15 protein-coding genes and 2 tRNA genes are annotated in these 16038 nt (G+C 45.6%); 7 read left to right on the top strand and 10 right to left on the bottom strand.

Annotated features, from left to right (window positions below; translation table 11 throughout):
* Positions 1-231 precede the first annotated feature (231 nt).
* The 3 genes from ACTIE6_RS01070 to ACTIE6_RS01060 form a co-directional block, all read right to left on the bottom strand.
* Positions 232-807, bottom strand: a complete 576-nt coding sequence (locus ACTIE6_RS01070; RefSeq protein ID WP_439554866.1) for an RNA polymerase sigma factor — start codon at positions 805-807, stop codon at positions 232-234.
* A 196-nt stretch (positions 808-1003) separates the two neighbouring features.
* On the bottom strand, positions 1004-1924 hold the full coding sequence (locus tag ACTIE6_RS01065; RefSeq protein ID WP_439554865.1) for a helix-turn-helix domain-containing protein: 921 nt from the start codon (positions 1922-1924) through the stop codon (positions 1004-1006).
* A 12-nt stretch (positions 1925-1936) separates the two neighbouring features.
* Positions 1937-2800 (bottom strand): SDR family oxidoreductase, encoded by an 864-nt coding sequence (locus ACTIE6_RS01060; protein ID WP_439554864.1) that lies wholly within the window; start codon positions 2798-2800, stop codon positions 1937-1939.
* 289 nt (positions 2801-3089) lie between these two features.
* Here ACTIE6_RS01060 and ACTIE6_RS01055 point away from each other — a divergent pair, with 289 nt between their 5' ends.
* A complete protein-coding gene (locus ACTIE6_RS01055; protein WP_439554863.1) occupies positions 3090-3521 on the top strand; it encodes a helix-turn-helix domain-containing protein in 432 nt (143 codons plus the stop codon).
* A gap of 230 nt (positions 3522-3751) precedes the next feature.
* On the opposite strand, the gene ACTIE6_RS01050 is transcribed toward ACTIE6_RS01055, so the two are convergent.
* Entirely contained in the window at positions 3752-4063 is a 312-nt protein-coding gene (locus ACTIE6_RS01050) for a helix-turn-helix transcriptional regulator (protein ID WP_439554862.1), read from the bottom strand.
* A 2-nt stretch (positions 4064-4065) separates the two neighbouring features.
* On the bottom strand, positions 4066-4623 hold the full coding sequence (locus ACTIE6_RS01045; RefSeq protein WP_439554861.1) for a hypothetical protein: 558 nt from the start codon (positions 4621-4623) through the stop codon (positions 4066-4068).
* Positions 4624-4774: 151 nt separating this feature from the next.
* Between ACTIE6_RS01045 and ACTIE6_RS01040 the strand changes: the two genes are divergently transcribed.
* Positions 4775-5587 (top strand): hypothetical protein, encoded by an 813-nt coding sequence (locus ACTIE6_RS01040; RefSeq protein ID WP_439554860.1) that lies wholly within the window; start codon positions 4775-4777, stop codon positions 5585-5587.
* Between the two features lie 293 nt (positions 5588-5880).
* Here ACTIE6_RS01040 and ACTIE6_RS01035 read toward each other — a convergent pair.
* A tRNA-Lys gene (locus ACTIE6_RS01035) sits at positions 5881-5953 on the bottom strand.
* A 387-nt stretch (positions 5954-6340) separates the two neighbouring features.
* On the opposite strand from ACTIE6_RS01035, the gene ACTIE6_RS01030 reads away from it, so the two are divergent.
* Positions 6341-7681, top strand: a complete 1341-nt coding sequence (locus ACTIE6_RS01030) for a WG repeat-containing protein (protein ID WP_439554859.1) — start codon at positions 6341-6343, stop codon at positions 7679-7681.
* 43 nt (positions 7682-7724) lie between these two features.
* On the opposite strand, the gene ACTIE6_RS01025 is transcribed toward ACTIE6_RS01030, so the two are convergent.
* Together ACTIE6_RS01025 and ACTIE6_RS01020 are read right to left on the bottom strand one after the other, a co-directional pair.
* Positions 7725-8945: an RNA polymerase sigma factor gene (locus ACTIE6_RS01025; protein WP_439554858.1), complete on the bottom strand. Its 1221-nt coding sequence runs from the start codon at positions 8943-8945 to the stop codon at positions 7725-7727.
* Entirely contained in the window at positions 8935-9315 is a 381-nt protein-coding gene (locus ACTIE6_RS01020) for a YciI family protein (RefSeq protein WP_439554857.1), read from the bottom strand. Before ACTIE6_RS01020 ends, ACTIE6_RS01025 begins: the two co-directional genes overlap by 11 nt.
* 217 nt (positions 9316-9532) lie before the next feature.
* Here ACTIE6_RS01020 and ACTIE6_RS01015 point away from each other — a divergent pair, with 217 nt between their 5' ends.
* The gene (locus tag ACTIE6_RS01015; RefSeq protein ID WP_439554856.1) at positions 9533-10831 is read left to right on the top strand and encodes an amidohydrolase/deacetylase family metallohydrolase; all 1299 of its coding nucleotides are present in this window, start codon (positions 9533-9535) and stop codon (positions 10829-10831) included.
* Positions 10832-10920: 89 nt separating this feature from the next.
* On the opposite strand, the gene ACTIE6_RS01010 is transcribed toward ACTIE6_RS01015, so the two are convergent.
* A complete protein-coding gene (locus tag ACTIE6_RS01010) occupies positions 10921-12321 on the bottom strand; it encodes a Gfo/Idh/MocA family protein (RefSeq protein WP_439554855.1) in 1401 nt (466 codons plus the stop codon).
* Between the two features lie 158 nt (positions 12322-12479).
* On the opposite strand from ACTIE6_RS01010, the gene ACTIE6_RS01005 reads away from it, so the two are divergent.
* The 3 genes from ACTIE6_RS01005 (at position 12480) to ACTIE6_RS00995 (ending at position 15273) form a co-directional block, all read left to right on the top strand.
* Positions 12480-12563: transfer RNA gene (locus ACTIE6_RS01005), tRNA-Leu, on the top strand.
* Between the two features lie 43 nt (positions 12564-12606).
* On the top strand, positions 12607-13809 hold the full coding sequence (locus ACTIE6_RS01000; RefSeq protein ID WP_439554854.1) for a tyrosine-type recombinase/integrase: 1203 nt from the start codon (positions 12607-12609) through the stop codon (positions 13807-13809).
* 363 nt (positions 13810-14172) lie between these two features.
* Positions 14173-15273 (top strand): DUF6602 domain-containing protein, encoded by a 1101-nt coding sequence (locus ACTIE6_RS00995; protein WP_439554853.1) that lies wholly within the window; start codon positions 14173-14175, stop codon positions 15271-15273.
* 151 nt (positions 15274-15424) lie between these two features.
* Here the strand turns inward: ACTIE6_RS00995 and ACTIE6_RS00990 are convergent, their stop codons facing one another.
* Positions 15425-15892: a DUF5675 family protein gene (locus ACTIE6_RS00990; protein WP_439554852.1), complete on the bottom strand. Its 468-nt coding sequence runs from the start codon at positions 15890-15892 to the stop codon at positions 15425-15427.
* Positions 15893-16038 lie beyond the last annotated feature (146 nt).

Below are 16038 nucleotides of genomic sequence, written 5' to 3'. Positions count from 1 at the left end.
TTGCAGCCGCTCGGAATCAGGTACGGAGACTTGCGCGTCCGTTTCCAGGGAGTCGTACCAGCTGTCGAGCATGGCTCGCTCCTCGGGCGTGACCTCTCCTTGTAAATATCTTTTGAGTAAATCCTGGTAAACCTGCTGGTCCATTTTTTCGCAAATCGGTATGATTCGCAAGCAGAGACGGACGAAGCCCGAATTACCCTAAGACGAATAGGATATTTTTTCTAAAAAAATTTATTGAAGCAAGACTAGCAGCCAAACTGACGAGAAATTGCGCAGATTTTTGCGTAAAAAGGCCAATGCTCGGGAAAGATGGTATTCAATGGCTTTGTCCGAAAGCTGCATTTCCTCGGCGATCTCGGGAATAGTCAGCTGTTCGAAACGGCTCTTGATAAAAACCAGCCTCGTTTTTTCGGGCAGGTGTAAAAGTGCGTCTTCCAGGGCAACAAAAAGTTCGTCGTACTGCACGGCCATCGTCGTCGACAAGCTGCCGGAAGGAAAATAAAAGCGAAGGTGTTCGAGGTAATGCTCTTCCTGAATGTTCCTGCGGATGTAGTCAACGATCAGGTTTTTGAGGGACTGGGTGAGATATGCTTTTACATTCAGGATATCCAATGCATGCCTTTTTTGCCAGAGGGTAGCGAAAAGCTGCTGTGCAAGCTCCTCCGCGACTTCTTTGCGCCGCAGTTTGTTCATCGCAAGACTGTACATTCTAAACCAGTAACGTTCGTAAAGCTGTTTAAAAGCATTTGCGTCGTCTTGTTTTAGTAAAAGTATCAGCTCAGCATCGTCCAAAGGCTCACGGGACATAAAGCAACTTTATTAATTCACTATCTAATATAAGTGTATTGAGATTGTTGTAGCAATTGAAATGGATTTTCCCTGACAGGATCTGTCAGAAATGCGGCTGGAACCAGGGCAGTACCAATTACGGGCGAAAGTGTTCTCAGCGATGTTTAATGCCAGGAACATAACCTGCTTCAACCCGTAATGGATTTTGAAAATCTTAATTGAATGACTGTCTGAATGCCACCGGAGCGTATTTAGTCTTGTTCCTGAATAATTTACAGAAGGACTGAGCGTGTCCAAACCCCAGTTGAAAGGCAATCTCGTTAACCGACAAATCAGAAGTGGAAAGCTTTTGTTTTGCCAGGTTAATGAGCTTGTCCTGGATCAAATGCCGGGTACTTTGCCCGGTTAATGTGGTCAGCAACCGGCTTAGGTAGTCGGGGGAAAGGTGCAGGGCTTCGGCCACGCATTCTACGGTGGGCACGCCCTGAGTGGCTAACATATCGTCTGTAAAACGTTCGGCCAGCAAGGATTCCACCCGCTCTAATAAAGAATGATGGGAAACCCTGCGCGTCAGGAACTGGCGCTGATAAAAGCGTTCTGCATAGGTTAGTAACAGTTCGAGCTGCGCAATCATCACGGGGTGGCTTGATGCATCCATATTGCCGAGATATTCCTGCTCGATCTGCTGCATCAGGCCCACTACCAATGCTTCTTCTTTATCAGAAAGGTGCAGCGCCTCCCGCAGATGATATCCGAAGTAATCGTATTGATTGATCGTACGCGACAGGGACGTATTCAGCAGAAAGTCAGGATGAATCAGCAAAAGCCAGCCGGTGTGTTTGAAATCCTGTTCGGTGGAAGATTCAGTCGTAAGAACTTGTCCGGGCGACATGAACACCATTAAACCCTCATCAAAATCAAAGTCCTGCTGGCCATATTTCAATTTCGAATGGACGTTTCTTTTCAGGGCAATGGTGTAAAAATGATGGCTGATGCTTTTCAGTCCTGTACCGGAGCAGGCTTTTATATCCTCAAACCGTACCACACTGATCAGTGGGTGTCCCGGTTTGGGCAGCTCCATCAAACGGTGGTACTCGGTGATGGTGCGAATGTGCATTGGCGCTATTGCGGACATTATGATCAGTTTTTACAATCCAAACAGTATTTTCAGACCTTCTTTCAATGAAGCAGGCGGTCGCCCAAGTGCCCGGGCGAGGTCAGCCGTCACTTCGGATTCCTGCCCATTTCGAATATCAGCATTAAAATCGATAATCTTTCCCGCCATCGCGACCGGAAGGCCTTTATTAATCAGGATCGTTTCAAAAGCCGCACTTTCGACCGGTGTGTAGTTCACCTCTTTTCCGGACAAGTCAGTTAATGCGGAGGCAATGTCGTCAAAGGAATAAGCCGAGTCTCCTGTGAACTTGTAAGTTTTGTTTTCGCAGCCTTCATCCAACATAACATTCGCAATTGCCTCCCCCATTTCCTTTCGAAGCGCAAATGCAACCTTCCCCATTCCAGCGGATTGGATTATACCGGTCTCAAAAACCTGTTTACCGACAAACAACGGAATCACATCCATATACAAGGCATTGCGGAATATCGTATACCGCAAGCCGCTATCACGAATGTAATCTTCCGTAGCAAAGTGGTCGGCCATTAATGCATTTGACAGGCTATCGGGGTCGCGCAGGGAGCGACTGGTGTACGCAATTCCGGAAACCCCCACCCTTTTGGCTGCGTCTACTACATTACGGAGCTGCCGCATTCTGTCGCCTTCGTCTCCGGCTGAAATTAGCAAGACTGTATCTACTTCTTTCATCGCCTTTTCCAAAGATGAGATATCGTCAAAATCACCCTGGTAGGCTGGCAATCCGCGCGCCTGAAAAGCTAGTCGCTTTTCTTCGTTTCTGGTAAGAACAGCAATGCTGTCTGGTGGGATACGCTTCAACATCGTTTCGATTACCGCGCCGCCCAAAGCGCCTGTCGCGCCTGTTATTAAAAATCGCATAGCTATTGGTTTTAAGTACTCGCCAAAGCTCCGCAGAATTCAATGGAAGGAATAAGCCGAATCCGGCTTTGTTGAAGTGTAATCCGGCTGATTCTGTTTGTCCTGATTTTGTAGCACGTGTGACTATCGTAAAGAACTTTCTCAATCAAGATTCATCAGTCTCCTACAAATTGAATATTGCGCACCCGTAATTTACATTGCAACTCCTACGCGGGCGGGCCGTAAGATATTCGGGCACATCCCGGCAGATTTACATAAATTGCTTTTTCTAACCAAACACCCTTTCCACATGGCACATACTACCTCCAATCCGAAGATCCACGAAGGCCGTAACTTGAAGCGTTTTAGGGAAATGCTTCAAATCAAACAAGATTATTTGGCTTTTGAGCTCGGCGATGATTGGAACCAGCAAAAAGTCTCCCTACTTGAACAAAGGGAAAAGATTGATTCTGATATTTTGGAACAAGTTGCGGCAATTCTGAAAATCCCGGCAGATGCGATTCGGAATTTTGATGAAGAGAAGGCGGTGAATATTATTTCGAATACATTTCAGGAATTTCATGATCAATCAGCTGGTGTAAATTTTCAGCCGAATTACAATATCAATCCTGTTGACGAAATCATGAAATTTCACGACCAAAAAATGGAGCTTTATGAGCGGATGTTGAAGGAAAAGGATGAGATGATGGAAAGGTTGGAGCGGTTAATTGGGGGAAGGTAGTTATCAAATTTGCATTGCTCCGGAGGAGCTCCCTGTTTCTAGAAAAATCAATGATCATAAATGTTCGGCCCCAGCGGGGCCTCCTGTTAATTCCCGGATTAATCAGGAGGCCCCGCTGGGGCCTTTGAAATAAATTTGATGTCTACTTTTCTATAAACAGGGAGCCGCTCTGCGGCTGAAACGGCTATAATGCGTTTTAATGTCTTACAATCTGTGACGGAAAAGAAGATTCACGCCACCCTAACCCCAATCAACTCCACTCCTAAAACCTCCTCAATCCGTACAATCGTTTCAATCGTGAAATTGCTATTCCCTTTTACCCAGGAATTTACAGTTTGAGGCGTCACCTGCAACTTGTCCGCCAAATCCTTTTGGCTCATTCCTAGTTTTCGCAATTGGGAAAGGATATTAATCGCAATAATCCTGGATTTTTCTAAGGCTTTCGGATTTTCGGCTTTGCGGACTGCGCGCTCTTTCCATTTGCTGGATTCTGCAGAGGTGACCGATTCTAATTTCTGTAATATATCTTCTCTCGTTTGCATAGTTATTCAAAATCAATGTATCCCCAATCTTCCACAGTTTCAATATTCAGTTGCTTCAAAAATCGCACGAGCACATTCAGCTTTTCGAGCTCGTTTCTCAAATGCTCGCGCTCATTCATTGTTTTTGTCAATTTGATGGCGCTGCCTGAGATTACAAAAAAGTCGTATTTAAGTCTGACGGCATAAATCCTAAGCCACGATTTCGCGCCTGTTCCATAGGCTTTGCTCTTTTCATTTACAATTTTGATTCTAGCAGTTTTGTCAAGTGGCTTGAAAATATCTCCCAGTCTCTTTTCCGAATCCTGTCCTTCTGCAACTCGCAACAATTGTTTTTCAAATGCATCAGCTTCCGACATTGTAATTGAAATAGCTTGGCTGACCGAGCAATAGCCGTAAAAATCTTTTACAAGATCCTGCTCGTGCATGGTAAAAAATGCATCCAAATACTCCGAATCGTCCCAGCAATTGAAAGTGCGGTCAAATTCGTTTTCTTCATTCCCTTCAAACCGCGCCGCCCAAAGCGTCTCGGGAACAATGCGTGTAAGCTCAACAATTTTCATGGAAACTGCTGCACGTTTGCAGCTCGCTAATGTGTGTACGGATTAACTACTAGTTTTCAAAGCTAGCGAAATTCTTCTAAAATCAGATTATAACCTTATTTTTAATATCGATGGTGATTGAGTAAATTGGTATGTACTTGACGTTTGTAAAATGATGAAAACCTTTGCCCAAAAACTCAGCTACACCTTCCTCCTCGCGGTCCCAATCCTGGTCACGGCGATGGCCTTCATTTTCGGACACCAATCTCATTGGATTTATCTGCCGGGCTGGTTTCTAAATATGCTGCTCATGTTTTTAGCTGTCAAGACGCTGGGAGACGCGAAAAGTGAGACTGTTCGCCGCGTTGCATGGCCCTTGATCATGTCCTGGGCACCGATTTCTGTTTTTGCCGGAATGGGCCCGCCACCGGAAACTGCCGAGGGATGGGCGGCGCTGGCGTGGGAGCAGCAGTTGAGATACTGCATTCTGATCCTGAGCGGCACATTCACCACGATTGGTTTTTTAAGAATGTATAATATGCTTAAAAGTGGCCCGGGTTCGCGTTTCGCAAGGGTTGGCAAGACGATGTTTTTAATGGCGCTGCCGCTTTTCATTGCAAACATGGCCTACTGGGGATTTTTTCTCACGAATGTATTTGTGAAATATGCCCAACCAGGAGCGCCTGCCAAGCCCAACTGGCTTCAAACAGTATCCTCCGCCTTCACTGTTGTAAGAATGACAGAAGTAACATTGATCTACTTAGGCACGGCTGTGTTCGCCTATGCATTAAACAGATCGGGCCATCTCAGTCGGCTTGCCAGCTCCATATACATTTTCTTCTGCTGTTTGGGAGCAATCCTAAACCTGCTGCCCGCCGGCCTCCCCGCGCCGCTCGCTATTGCCAGTTATGTGTCCTATATTCCGGCTATAACCCTGCTGATGCCTTATTTGATTGGGGTGAATTTGCTTAACAAGGCGAAGTAGAATGGCGTTTGATGTACCATAATCCATAAATTCGAACTGACACCGCATGGTGTGTAGCCACAAAAAAAAGACGTTCCTTTCGAAACGCCCTTGTGATCCCACTGGGATTCGAACGGCACCGGCCGCCCGCCCGGGACCCATACATTAAAAGTGTAAACTTGAATCAAAAAGCACCCTTTTGAGGTGCCCTTGTGATCCCGCTGGGATTCGAACGGCACCGGCCGCCCGGCCAGGACCCATACATTAAAAGTGTGCATTTAAAATGAAAAAAGCACCCTCTTGAGGTGCCTTTGTGATCCCGCTGGGATTCGAACCCAGGACCCATACATTAAAAGTGTATTGCTCTACCAGCTGAGCTACGGAATCATTTTCTGGTTTGATATTGCTCTACCAGCTGAGCTACGGAATCGATTTAACTCGATTTACAACCCGCAAAAATCTTGTACAATGCCAAGCCTTTTCGCTAATTGTGGTGCAAAAGTATGCGGGAAATTGTACGAAACAAATTTCACAGACCTGTTTTTTTGAGTTTTTTTCCTGACAATGGATATACGTCTCGCATTCAGGTATTTGGACCACACATATTTTTTCAGATTTTTTCAAATGTTAGCAATGTAGCAAATTCATTTAAATGAAATTGGACAAACATTTGCACCTCCCGGAAAACACTCGCAGTAAAATTGGTCTAAACAATGCGCCTTGCCTATATTAGCTGGCATAGAACTGTTCAACCCGGATCAAAAACCTTTTTGAATGTTTGCTGTAACTGTCAGGTATTTTGCAATCTTCCTATCTCTTCTTGCTTTCTGCACCGGGTTGCGCGTGCAACTGGCTGCTCAAAACAAAGCTTGGCTGGATGAATATAAGGAGCACAAGGCTTACGGAGATGTCTATGTTGTCAAGAAAGTAGCTGTTCCCTGCACTTCCTACGAGACTTTTCTGGTTGATCAAAATGGCAAAAAACTGACTCCTGCATTCCGGGATATCGGTGATTTCTCCGAAGATCGGGCCGAGTTTGTACCCATGGAACTTGGTCCTAATGGAAAAGGGCTGCATGGTTTTATAGACCGCTCCGGTAAGATCGTAGTACCCGCTATTTACGCCGGCACCGACCGATTTATCAATGGAAAAACGTGGGTGATTTATCCGGTAGGCAAGCAATTCGGGCTCTCTTACATTGATAAACAAGGAAATACGCTTTACAAAATCCCGATAGAGAAATACAAAAACGACTTCCTGATTGAACAGGCGGAGCAGGAGCACGTTTGTAACCACGACACCAAAGAGGATATTATCTGGTGGAGAAAGGGCGATATGTTTATCCTCAACTGGAATTTCAGCAAGTTCAACGAGCAGGAAATTAAGCGATCAAAGCATATTTATCACTTTAATTTTCGTGGCAAATACGGGATCATTGACAAAAATATGGTGCTCAAAGTACCTGTTGCACTGGATGATATCGATCCCACCTACAAATACTCGGGGCAAGGAATGGAGCGTGTTCAATACGGCGATAAGTTTGGCTACATTAGTCCTTTCACCGGCGACCTCATTGTACCCTTCGAATATACCGACACGCGCAAGCCGACTGCCGGGCTATTTTGGGTAAAAAAGAACAACAAATGGGGCTGCATTGACAAAACAGGCAAAGTGAGGATCAATTTCCTGTACGACGAAGCAACCGGTTTCACGTCAGAGGATCGCTCCGCAGTCGCTATCAATGGAAAATTCGGGCATATTGACAAAAAAGGCCGGATCCGCACGCCGCTCAAATATGACTTTGCATCTTACTACAATCAAGGTCGGTCGATGGTCAGGCTCGATGATAAATATGGGTACATCGACACCACCGGCAAGTATATTACAGAGGTTATCTATGACGAGGCGCTTCCGTTTGACAAGACGACAACTACTGCCGAGCGCTCGTGGCTGAGATATGAGCTGTCTCTGGATGGTAAGGAGACTTTCGTGGGCTTTTCGTACAAGCTCAATGCAGTTTTCATTCTCCTGGCCTTGGTACTATTTGTTCGAATTAACAGTTATTTGTTCAAGAAATATCAGGGTAAAAAGTGGTTCAAACGGAGTAAAGCCTGACTTTGGGGTACTACCCTGCTGCTCAGGATTGCAAAAGATCGGCTTACCGAGATAACTTCTTTTTCACCGCCAGCTTTTCGGTTTCAGTGCGCGCAAGTTTTAAAGCTTCTTGAAGATAACCGGCAGCCCTGGCTCCGTCTATAGTGCTATACAATTCCCCGAGCAGCAAAAAGTAAAAGTAATCGTGCTCAATGTCGAGCTTTTCAGCCTCGGTAATCGCTTTTTGCGCGCCTTTGGCTTTGTACAACGCATAAGTTCTGTTGAGTGCCGCAACGGGCGAGTAGTTGATTTGAAGTAAATGGTTGTACAAATGCAGGATCTGCTCCCACTTTGCAGGCGTGCCCTCCCGCTGTGTATGCCAGAATGCAATACCCGCTTCAATATGGTACCTGCTGAGCTGACTTCCATTTTGGGCCTGATTTAGAAAGTACATCCCCTTGCTGATCAGGTCACTGTTCCAGCTACTGGTTTCCTGTTCTTCATAGAGTATCAACTCGCCGGAATCCGACAGTCTTGCGTCGAAGCGGGAGGCGTGGAAACACATCAATGCGAGCAGCGCATTCACTTTCGGCTTGTTAGTCAGCGCGTTTTCAACGAGCATCAGGCAAAGCCGCATGGCGTCGAAGCACATTTCACGACGCAAAGTTTTATGCTGGCTCTGAGAGTAATATCCCTCATTGAAAAGCAGATAAATGGTCAGGAGTACGGTATCAAGCCGGCCGGAAAGAACTGCATTGTCCGGCATTTCGAAGCTGACTTTTTGCGACCGCAACTTCTCCTTCGCCCGCGTCAGGCGCTTGTTGATAACCTCTTTTGTTGTACCAAAAGCATCGGCAATCTCCCCTACCCCAAACCCGCAAAGAATGCGCAGTGACAATGCGATCTGCGACGCTGCGGCTATCGCAGGATCACAGATCGCAAACATCATCCGCAGCTGACTATCAGCAATATGCTCAGGTGACAAATCGATTTCACTATCACATTCAGCTGTTTGATCCGCAAGTACCGGAGCCACTTTCTCGTTGAAGATCGCATTTCTGTGCAGGTGATTCTTCGCCTTGTTCTTCGCCACTTCATAAAGCCAGCCGGCCGGATTAGGCGGAGCCCCCTCAATCCCCCAGGAATGCATGGCCACCAGGAAAGTTTCGCTGGCGATATCCTCTGCTACTTCGAACTGCTCCAAACCGAACTTCCGGCACAGTACCGACACAATTTTGCGGTATTCCGTCCTGAACAGATGCGGGATCAGGATGTCATTTTTCATGCACCGACGAAATCATCCTGACTTCGACGCTATTCCCCTCGCCATACAAAATGGGACAGGCAGCTGCCATGGCTGTTGCATCTTCCAGGCTCTCGGCCTTCACCATAATAAAACCGGCAAGTGACTCTTTTATTTCCACAAAAGGTCCGTCAGTGACTATGCCACCAGGCTTTAATACTTTTCCTTCGGTAGACAAGCCTTTTCCACCGACAAACCTGTTGCGCGCCGCAATGTCTCCTACCCAGTTGTGATACATTTCCATAAAACCCTGCATTTGTTCCGGTGAGGGCTGCGCTTCTTTGGTAAGCAGGTCAAGGCGCATCAGAATCAGGTACTCGTCCATTTCGCGGCGATCAGTTTGAGTTTCCATAAAAATCAATTTTTTTGAAATTAAATACTGGTTTTTACATCATTACAAATGAGACCTGAAAAAAAGGACACTAACCCGCATAATTTTACAAAGCCCGCATTTCCCTGCTCCTCCTGCAATTCAGCTCTAAATAATTGACCACAAAACAGATGATTGAAGTAAATTGCGCATTCCGGCAAAAGAACGGATTTTTTCATACCTAAATCCAATACCTACCATGCAAGTACATCGACTGTTTTTATTTTTTGCATTTTTTATTTGGTTAGAACCAGCTTCGGCGCAAGACAAAAAATACAGTATCGTCATCAAAGGCGGCCACGTGATCGATCCTAAAAACAATGTGGACGCGGTGATGGACCTTGCGATTGAAGGTACCCCGGGAGGTACCGACGGCAAAATTGCGCTGGTTGCCAAAAACATAGATCCCAAACTCGCTGTGCAGGTTGTTGATGCAAAAGGACTTTACGTCACTCCCGGCCTTATCGACATTCACGTGCACTACTTCTGGGGTACCGACCTGAAAGGCACTTACCGAAATGGTCCAAACGGTTTGCAGCCCGACGGATTTACATTCCGGACTGGCGTTACCACGGTTGTAGATGCAGGCAGTTCCGGCTGGAAAACCTTTGAAACCTTCAAAGCGCAAACAATAGACCTGTCAAAAACGCGCGTTCTTGCAATGCTGAACATTGTTGGCGAAGGAATGGCCGGCGGCAAGTTTGAAAATAGTCTGGACGAAATGGATGCTGTAAAAACAGCGGAAATGGTAAAGAAGTATCCCGAAAATATTGTGGGAACCAAGCTGGCGCATTTCAGCGGCCACGACTGGACACCTACTGATCGTGCAGTGGGAGCCGGAAAGCTGGCGAATGTTCCGTTGATGGTAGATTTCGGAGGCGCAGATCCGGTACTTCCGTTGGAAGAGCTTTACCTCAAAAAGCTCCGCCCTGGTGACATTTACACGCATTGCTTTGGTGGAAACAGCGATAACAGTGGAAAAGGCCGTGAATCGATCGTGGATATCACTGCCAACAAAGTGAAACCGTATGTGATTGAGGCACAAAAGAAAGGCATTGTTTTTGACGTTGGTTTCGGCGGCGCAAGCTTTCTGCTTGCACAGGGACAACCCGCTATTAAACAAGGCTTTTACCCCAACTCGATCAGCACAGACCAGCACATATCGAGCATGAACGGACCGATGAAAGATATGAACAATATCATGTCGCTGTTCATGGCCATGGGAATGGATTTTAAAAGCGTGATCGCCGCCAGTACCTGGAACCCGGCCAAAGAGATCAGGCGCGAAGAGCTTGGTCACTTGTCTGTCGGCGCCACTGCGGATGTTGCGGTACTTAACCTCCGAGATGGAAAATTCGGCTTTTACGCACGTGACGGCAGGATTGAGGGTAAGAAACGCATTGAAACAGAGCTCACGATCAAAGGCGGGAGTGTTGTTTATACATTAAATGCATTGGTAGACCCGGTTAACCTCCCACGTCCGGCGCCGAAAAAGTAAGTACTGTCAATTTTTATGTTAAATCAAAAAAAGCAACTCGGTCCGGACTTCGACCGAGTTGCTTTCTTGATTTTAGCTTTTTACAAACATCAGACTGCTTTTACAATCTTCATTTCTTCGGGATTCCAGTTCACAACCGTGTTTTCAAAGTAGCTTTTGTTGGATAGCAATGCCGGGCCCGCGGCACGGAAACCGAAAACAGCATCTTCAACAATCTGCTTGTTGCCACGCATTGCGTCAAAGAACAATGCAAAATGGTCGAGCCTGTCGTCATAACCCTGCGGCGCTTTGTACTCTTCGAAATCCGGTTCCGACATTTCAGGGATCACCGGATACTTCGCGCGGTACTCAGCCAGGAACTTCTCCTGCATGTCTTTCGGGAAAGTGTCGATGGTATATCCCGGCGCTTTCGCCATTTTCTTCTTCTTCACCGTAACAGTATTGCCCGAAAGGGTGATCTGTCCATCAGTACCCACGAAACGGAAGCCAGAACCTCCACCGGATCCGTCAGCAAAGTTCACGCGCAGTGTCAGGTTGAATGCAGGGTGAGTAGCTGTTTTCGGATAATCGTAAATCCCGACCATCACGTCTGGTACGTCACGCCCGTCTTTCCAGTAACGCAAGCCGCCGCTGGTCATAATGCGCGTTGGACCTTTGCTGTCGAGGATATAGTGCATTCCTGAAAACAAATGCACAAAAAGGTCGCCTGCTACGCCGGTACCATAATCCTGGTAATTTCTCCACCTGAAAAAACGTAACGGATCATAAGGCATTTTGGGCGCTTTGTTGGAGAGAAAACGATCCCAGTCTACTGTTTTCGGAGAAGCATCCAGGGGAATGGAATATTGCCACGCTCCCTGTGCCGAGTGGCGGTCATAGTAAACCTCCACAAAGTTCAGCTCACCGATCGCACCGGCCTTATAGAGTTCTTTTGCTTTGGCATAAATAATGGAGCTTACCCGCTGACTTCCAACCTGAAAAACCTTCTTGGAGTCATTCTGCGCCTTGATCATATCGTAGCCTTGCTCGATTTTATGCACCATCGGTTTTTCGCAATAAACCGCTTTCCCGGCCTTCAATGCCTCGATTCCGATTTGCGAATGCAGGTGATCGGGTGTGGCGAGAATGATCGCGTCAATGTCTTTCCTGTTCAGGATCTCAGTGTAGTCGCGCGTGGTTTGGATATCGTTGCCAAACAGCTCTTTCGCCCTCACCAAATGCCCGTCGTACAAATCTGCCACCGCCATTAACTTGACGCCGGGCACCTGCAATGCGGTGCGCGTATCCCCCATTCCCATGATCCCGGTACCAATGCAGGCAATCTGGATTTTGTCATTGGCAGCTATCTTCCTGTTGAGCCAGGGCAGTTCGTGGGATGTGGATTTCTTATTACCGGCCAATAATTCATGAACAGGACTTGCCGCCAGTAATGCGCCTCCTGATAATTTTTTAATGAAATCTCTTCTGTTTTTCTGGTTAAAATACGGCATAGGATCCAACGTGTTAGTATTTGATTCTCTGGGGGATGAAAATAATAACAAAACCTTCAAAATTGGTGGCGCCTGCTTTAATATATCTGTGTATGCAAAAAACCTGCGGTAGCTTCTTGCGACGTATCATTTAAATATTACTTTTGCATCCAATTAGCGGCCAGGTGGTGGAATTGGTAGACACGCTACTTTGAGGGGGTAGTGCCCGTTTGGGTATAGGAGTTCGACTCTCCTTCTGGTCACAGTCGATAAAGTGCGTTTGGAGTATCTAAACGCACTTTTTTTATGACAAACCAACTATCAGAGACAAAAACGAGACAATTTTTTGCGGAAAAGCATGGTCTGCACCTTGACGAATCTGGCCCCTACCCCTTCGAGTTTGCTGTACTGCAGCGGCCCAAGAACTCCGATTGGTATGTCTCATTCTACGTTTTTTCGATCAAACGAAATGAACTGGTAAGAAGAAGGAGAAATGTTTACGGCGACTCCCAGAAAGCCAAGAAGGAAAGTGCGAGGATAATCATTGACGAAATCAATACAGTTTTGAAGGCAGGCGGGCATATCGATCCAGTGAAAAAGCTTAGGGATTCAGGAGAAATGCCGCTTGCTACGGCGCTGGCTGAATTTATGAAGGATAAACGGCTAACCCTGAAGGAGCAGTCGGTTAAGACCTATGAAAAATGGTCAAATTATTTTGTGATGTTTCTCAGCGCTTACGACCTGAGCAAGATCAGCCTAAAGGACTTCAATAACGAACATGCAGCAGACATGCGAACGCATGCACTGACAGTATTGAAGATGGGAAACAAATCATATAACACATATAAAGCATTCGTAAGCGGATTTTTCATTTATAGCAAGCCAATTTACAAGCTTACATCAAATCCGATTTCCGAGACCCTTTTTAATCTCCCCACAAAAACGAGCAAGCATATTGCTTACAACGCCGCTCAAATCGCCGCTTACAAAGAGGCATGCGAGAAGCTGGACCTTCCCGAACTTTGGTTTTTTGTACGGATGATCTACTATACATTTTGCCGACCATGGGAAGAAGTGCGAAAAATGCAGGTTGGCGATATAAAGGATGATCATATTATCATCTACGCAGACACGTCCAAAACAAACCATCGGTCTGTGATGATCCCGCCGGCTTTGGAAGCAATCTTTTCAGAATGGAAGATCAGGGAGTACCCGCCTCATTTTTACATTTTTTCGCATGGATACAAGCCGGGCAAAACCGTCGTCAGTCACAACTTTTTCTATGACAAACATCGGAAGGTACTTGACGAAATGGATCTATCCAAACAGGGCTATGATATCTACGGCTGGAAGCATACCGGCGCGATCGCACTCTACAAGGCTACCAAAGATCTTATGCTGGTAAAGGAACAATGTGGGCATTCTGACATTAGTCAGACTGTCCAGTATCTTCGCGATCTGGGCGTGTTTCACTACTCAGCTGGCATCAATCTCTTTCCCGAAATCTGACAACATGTTCAACTATAATCCTAGCGTCCATGGTGAAGATGATATCATCGAATTCATACTAAATGAACTGATAAGACCTGAATGGGCTGGCGGTTGTTTACAGATAAAGTTATAAAATAAGAAAAAGTTTTGCTTAAAATTTCAGCGCAACGGGTGTCTTTTGCTAGACGGCAGGTATCAATCTACCTCTATAAATCCAAAAATGATCGCAATAATCTGTCTAGGAAAATGTGACTCTCCAGACAAGTTTTCATGCACACGTATGATCTTGCCTGCCATACTCGGTTTTGTTGCAGATTTAAAGGCCAGAGGACTGCAAGAGAAGGCTTTCAATTTCTTCATTAACTAATAAACACTTATTCAATGCAATTATCAGAACTTTTCGGGCTGACATCAGATAAGCTATTATCTGATTTCAAAATTGGTGCTCAATTAAAACACAACGGTAATATTGGTGATTACAGGGAAGACTCGTTCAGGGAGTTTTTAACTACAAAAATGCCTCACAAGTTTGGTATCGGAAACGGTGAAGTTGTCGGTTTTGAAAATGATACATCCAGGCAAAGTGACCTAATAATCTACGACAAGTTTGAAGCTGTGCCGCTAGTTGTCAAAGATTCTGTTCAAGCTTATCCAGCAGGTAGCATTTATGGTATAATAGAAGTTAAGTCCCAGCTTTCTAAGGAAAAGCTAATTGAGGGGCTCGATAACATTAAATCGGTCAAAGCCTTGGTGCCAAACGAACAAATATCACGTAAAGATGGAATGTCGGTGCAATTCTATCCTAGACCGAAGCCTTTCGGCTGCATATTTGCCTTTTCATTGGGGGGAAATTCAATGAATTCCTTAGTTGAGAATTTGCGTGTTTGGGAAAGGTCTAATGAACCTCAATTCTGGCCAAATATGGTAGTAGTGCTTAATGAAGGGATAGTAGCCCATTACACGCCAAGTGGTAAGCTTGAAATCCTGTCAATCGATGCTTCATTGAGTCCATTCTTTCACAACCATCAATCAGACACCCTATTCCAGTTCTACTCCAATTTGATTGACCTGTGTAATTCCATGAATTTACCGAAACTTGAATTATCGAAATATCGCTATTCCCCGAAACTAGTGTTAGGACACACTATTAAAGGAAAAGATATTTTAGTAAAAAAGAGTCCAAAAGAATACACGGTCTACGAATTAACGGACGAGCGTTTAAGGGCCATTATTTCAAATGTCAACGAAAACGGTGTAATTACTAGAAGGATGCTTATGGAGCAATTTTCTATTGCAAAGGATTGGCCACTGCTGATAGACGAAGACACAAAGTTTTTATTATACGATCCCGAAATGAAGTTCAGAAACAAAGAATATTTAGAAACTGTTATTAAAGCAGACAAAAGCTGGAAAGATTCATTTTCGAAGATATTCATTAATGATAATCCTGTTTACATCCCACACGTTTGTTTAGAATATTAATTACCCTATTATCTACCTAACAATCAGATGCTTGTATTTTTTACTATCGTCAACCCTGGGCATCAGTAAAATACTAATTAATGATATGCTGAAAAAAGAGAACGGGGCCGCTACTGCTCACCCGTTCTTTTTAAGTTTATAAATCATGTTGTTACGCCGTGGCCGGCTTGTAATCGGTTTTGATGGTAATCCAGATTTCTTCCCCTTTTTTGTCAGCTGCCAGGATTTTGGAAGCTAGCCTGTCGTGAGCGGTCACGCTGGATCCCACACAATAGTTTTTGTCCTGGATCCATTGGGTTAAACCTGGAAGCAAGCATCCTTCTGTATTCCGGATATAGTTCCCCGGATGGATCAGGATCCCGCTGTAACCTGGTACACCCACCAGGCGCGGCAAAATCCGCTTAAACCTGTTCGAATACGCCATTATTACTTTGTATCGGCCGGTAGGGATTGCAGTTTCCTTTTTGATCTTCTTCTCAGCTATCTGCTCCAAACTCATTTCCGAGTGCAAACCCCGGTCTGCGTCTTCTAAAACAAAGTGATGCGCGGCGTCGTCGACGGTCAAAGTACTTAGTGTGCTGGCTTCCCCCTGCCAGCGTCGGGTCAATACTAATTCCATTGGGTTTACCAGTTATACTTTGTTAAGAATTTGCCAAGCTTGTCGTCTGGCCGGCACTCGCGATAGATAATCAGGCGCTCAGTTACGACGGCGAAAAGCAGCAGGATGAAAACGCCGGCAGAAGCGCCCCAAAGCACACCGCTGAC

It is taken from the genome of Dyadobacter sp., from assembly GCF_051859145.1.
GTDB lineage: Bacteria > Bacteroidota > Bacteroidia > Cytophagales > Spirosomataceae > Dyadobacter.
Note: the sequence above shows the minus strand (reverse complement) of the source record. Positions and strands in the feature narration are given on the sequence as shown.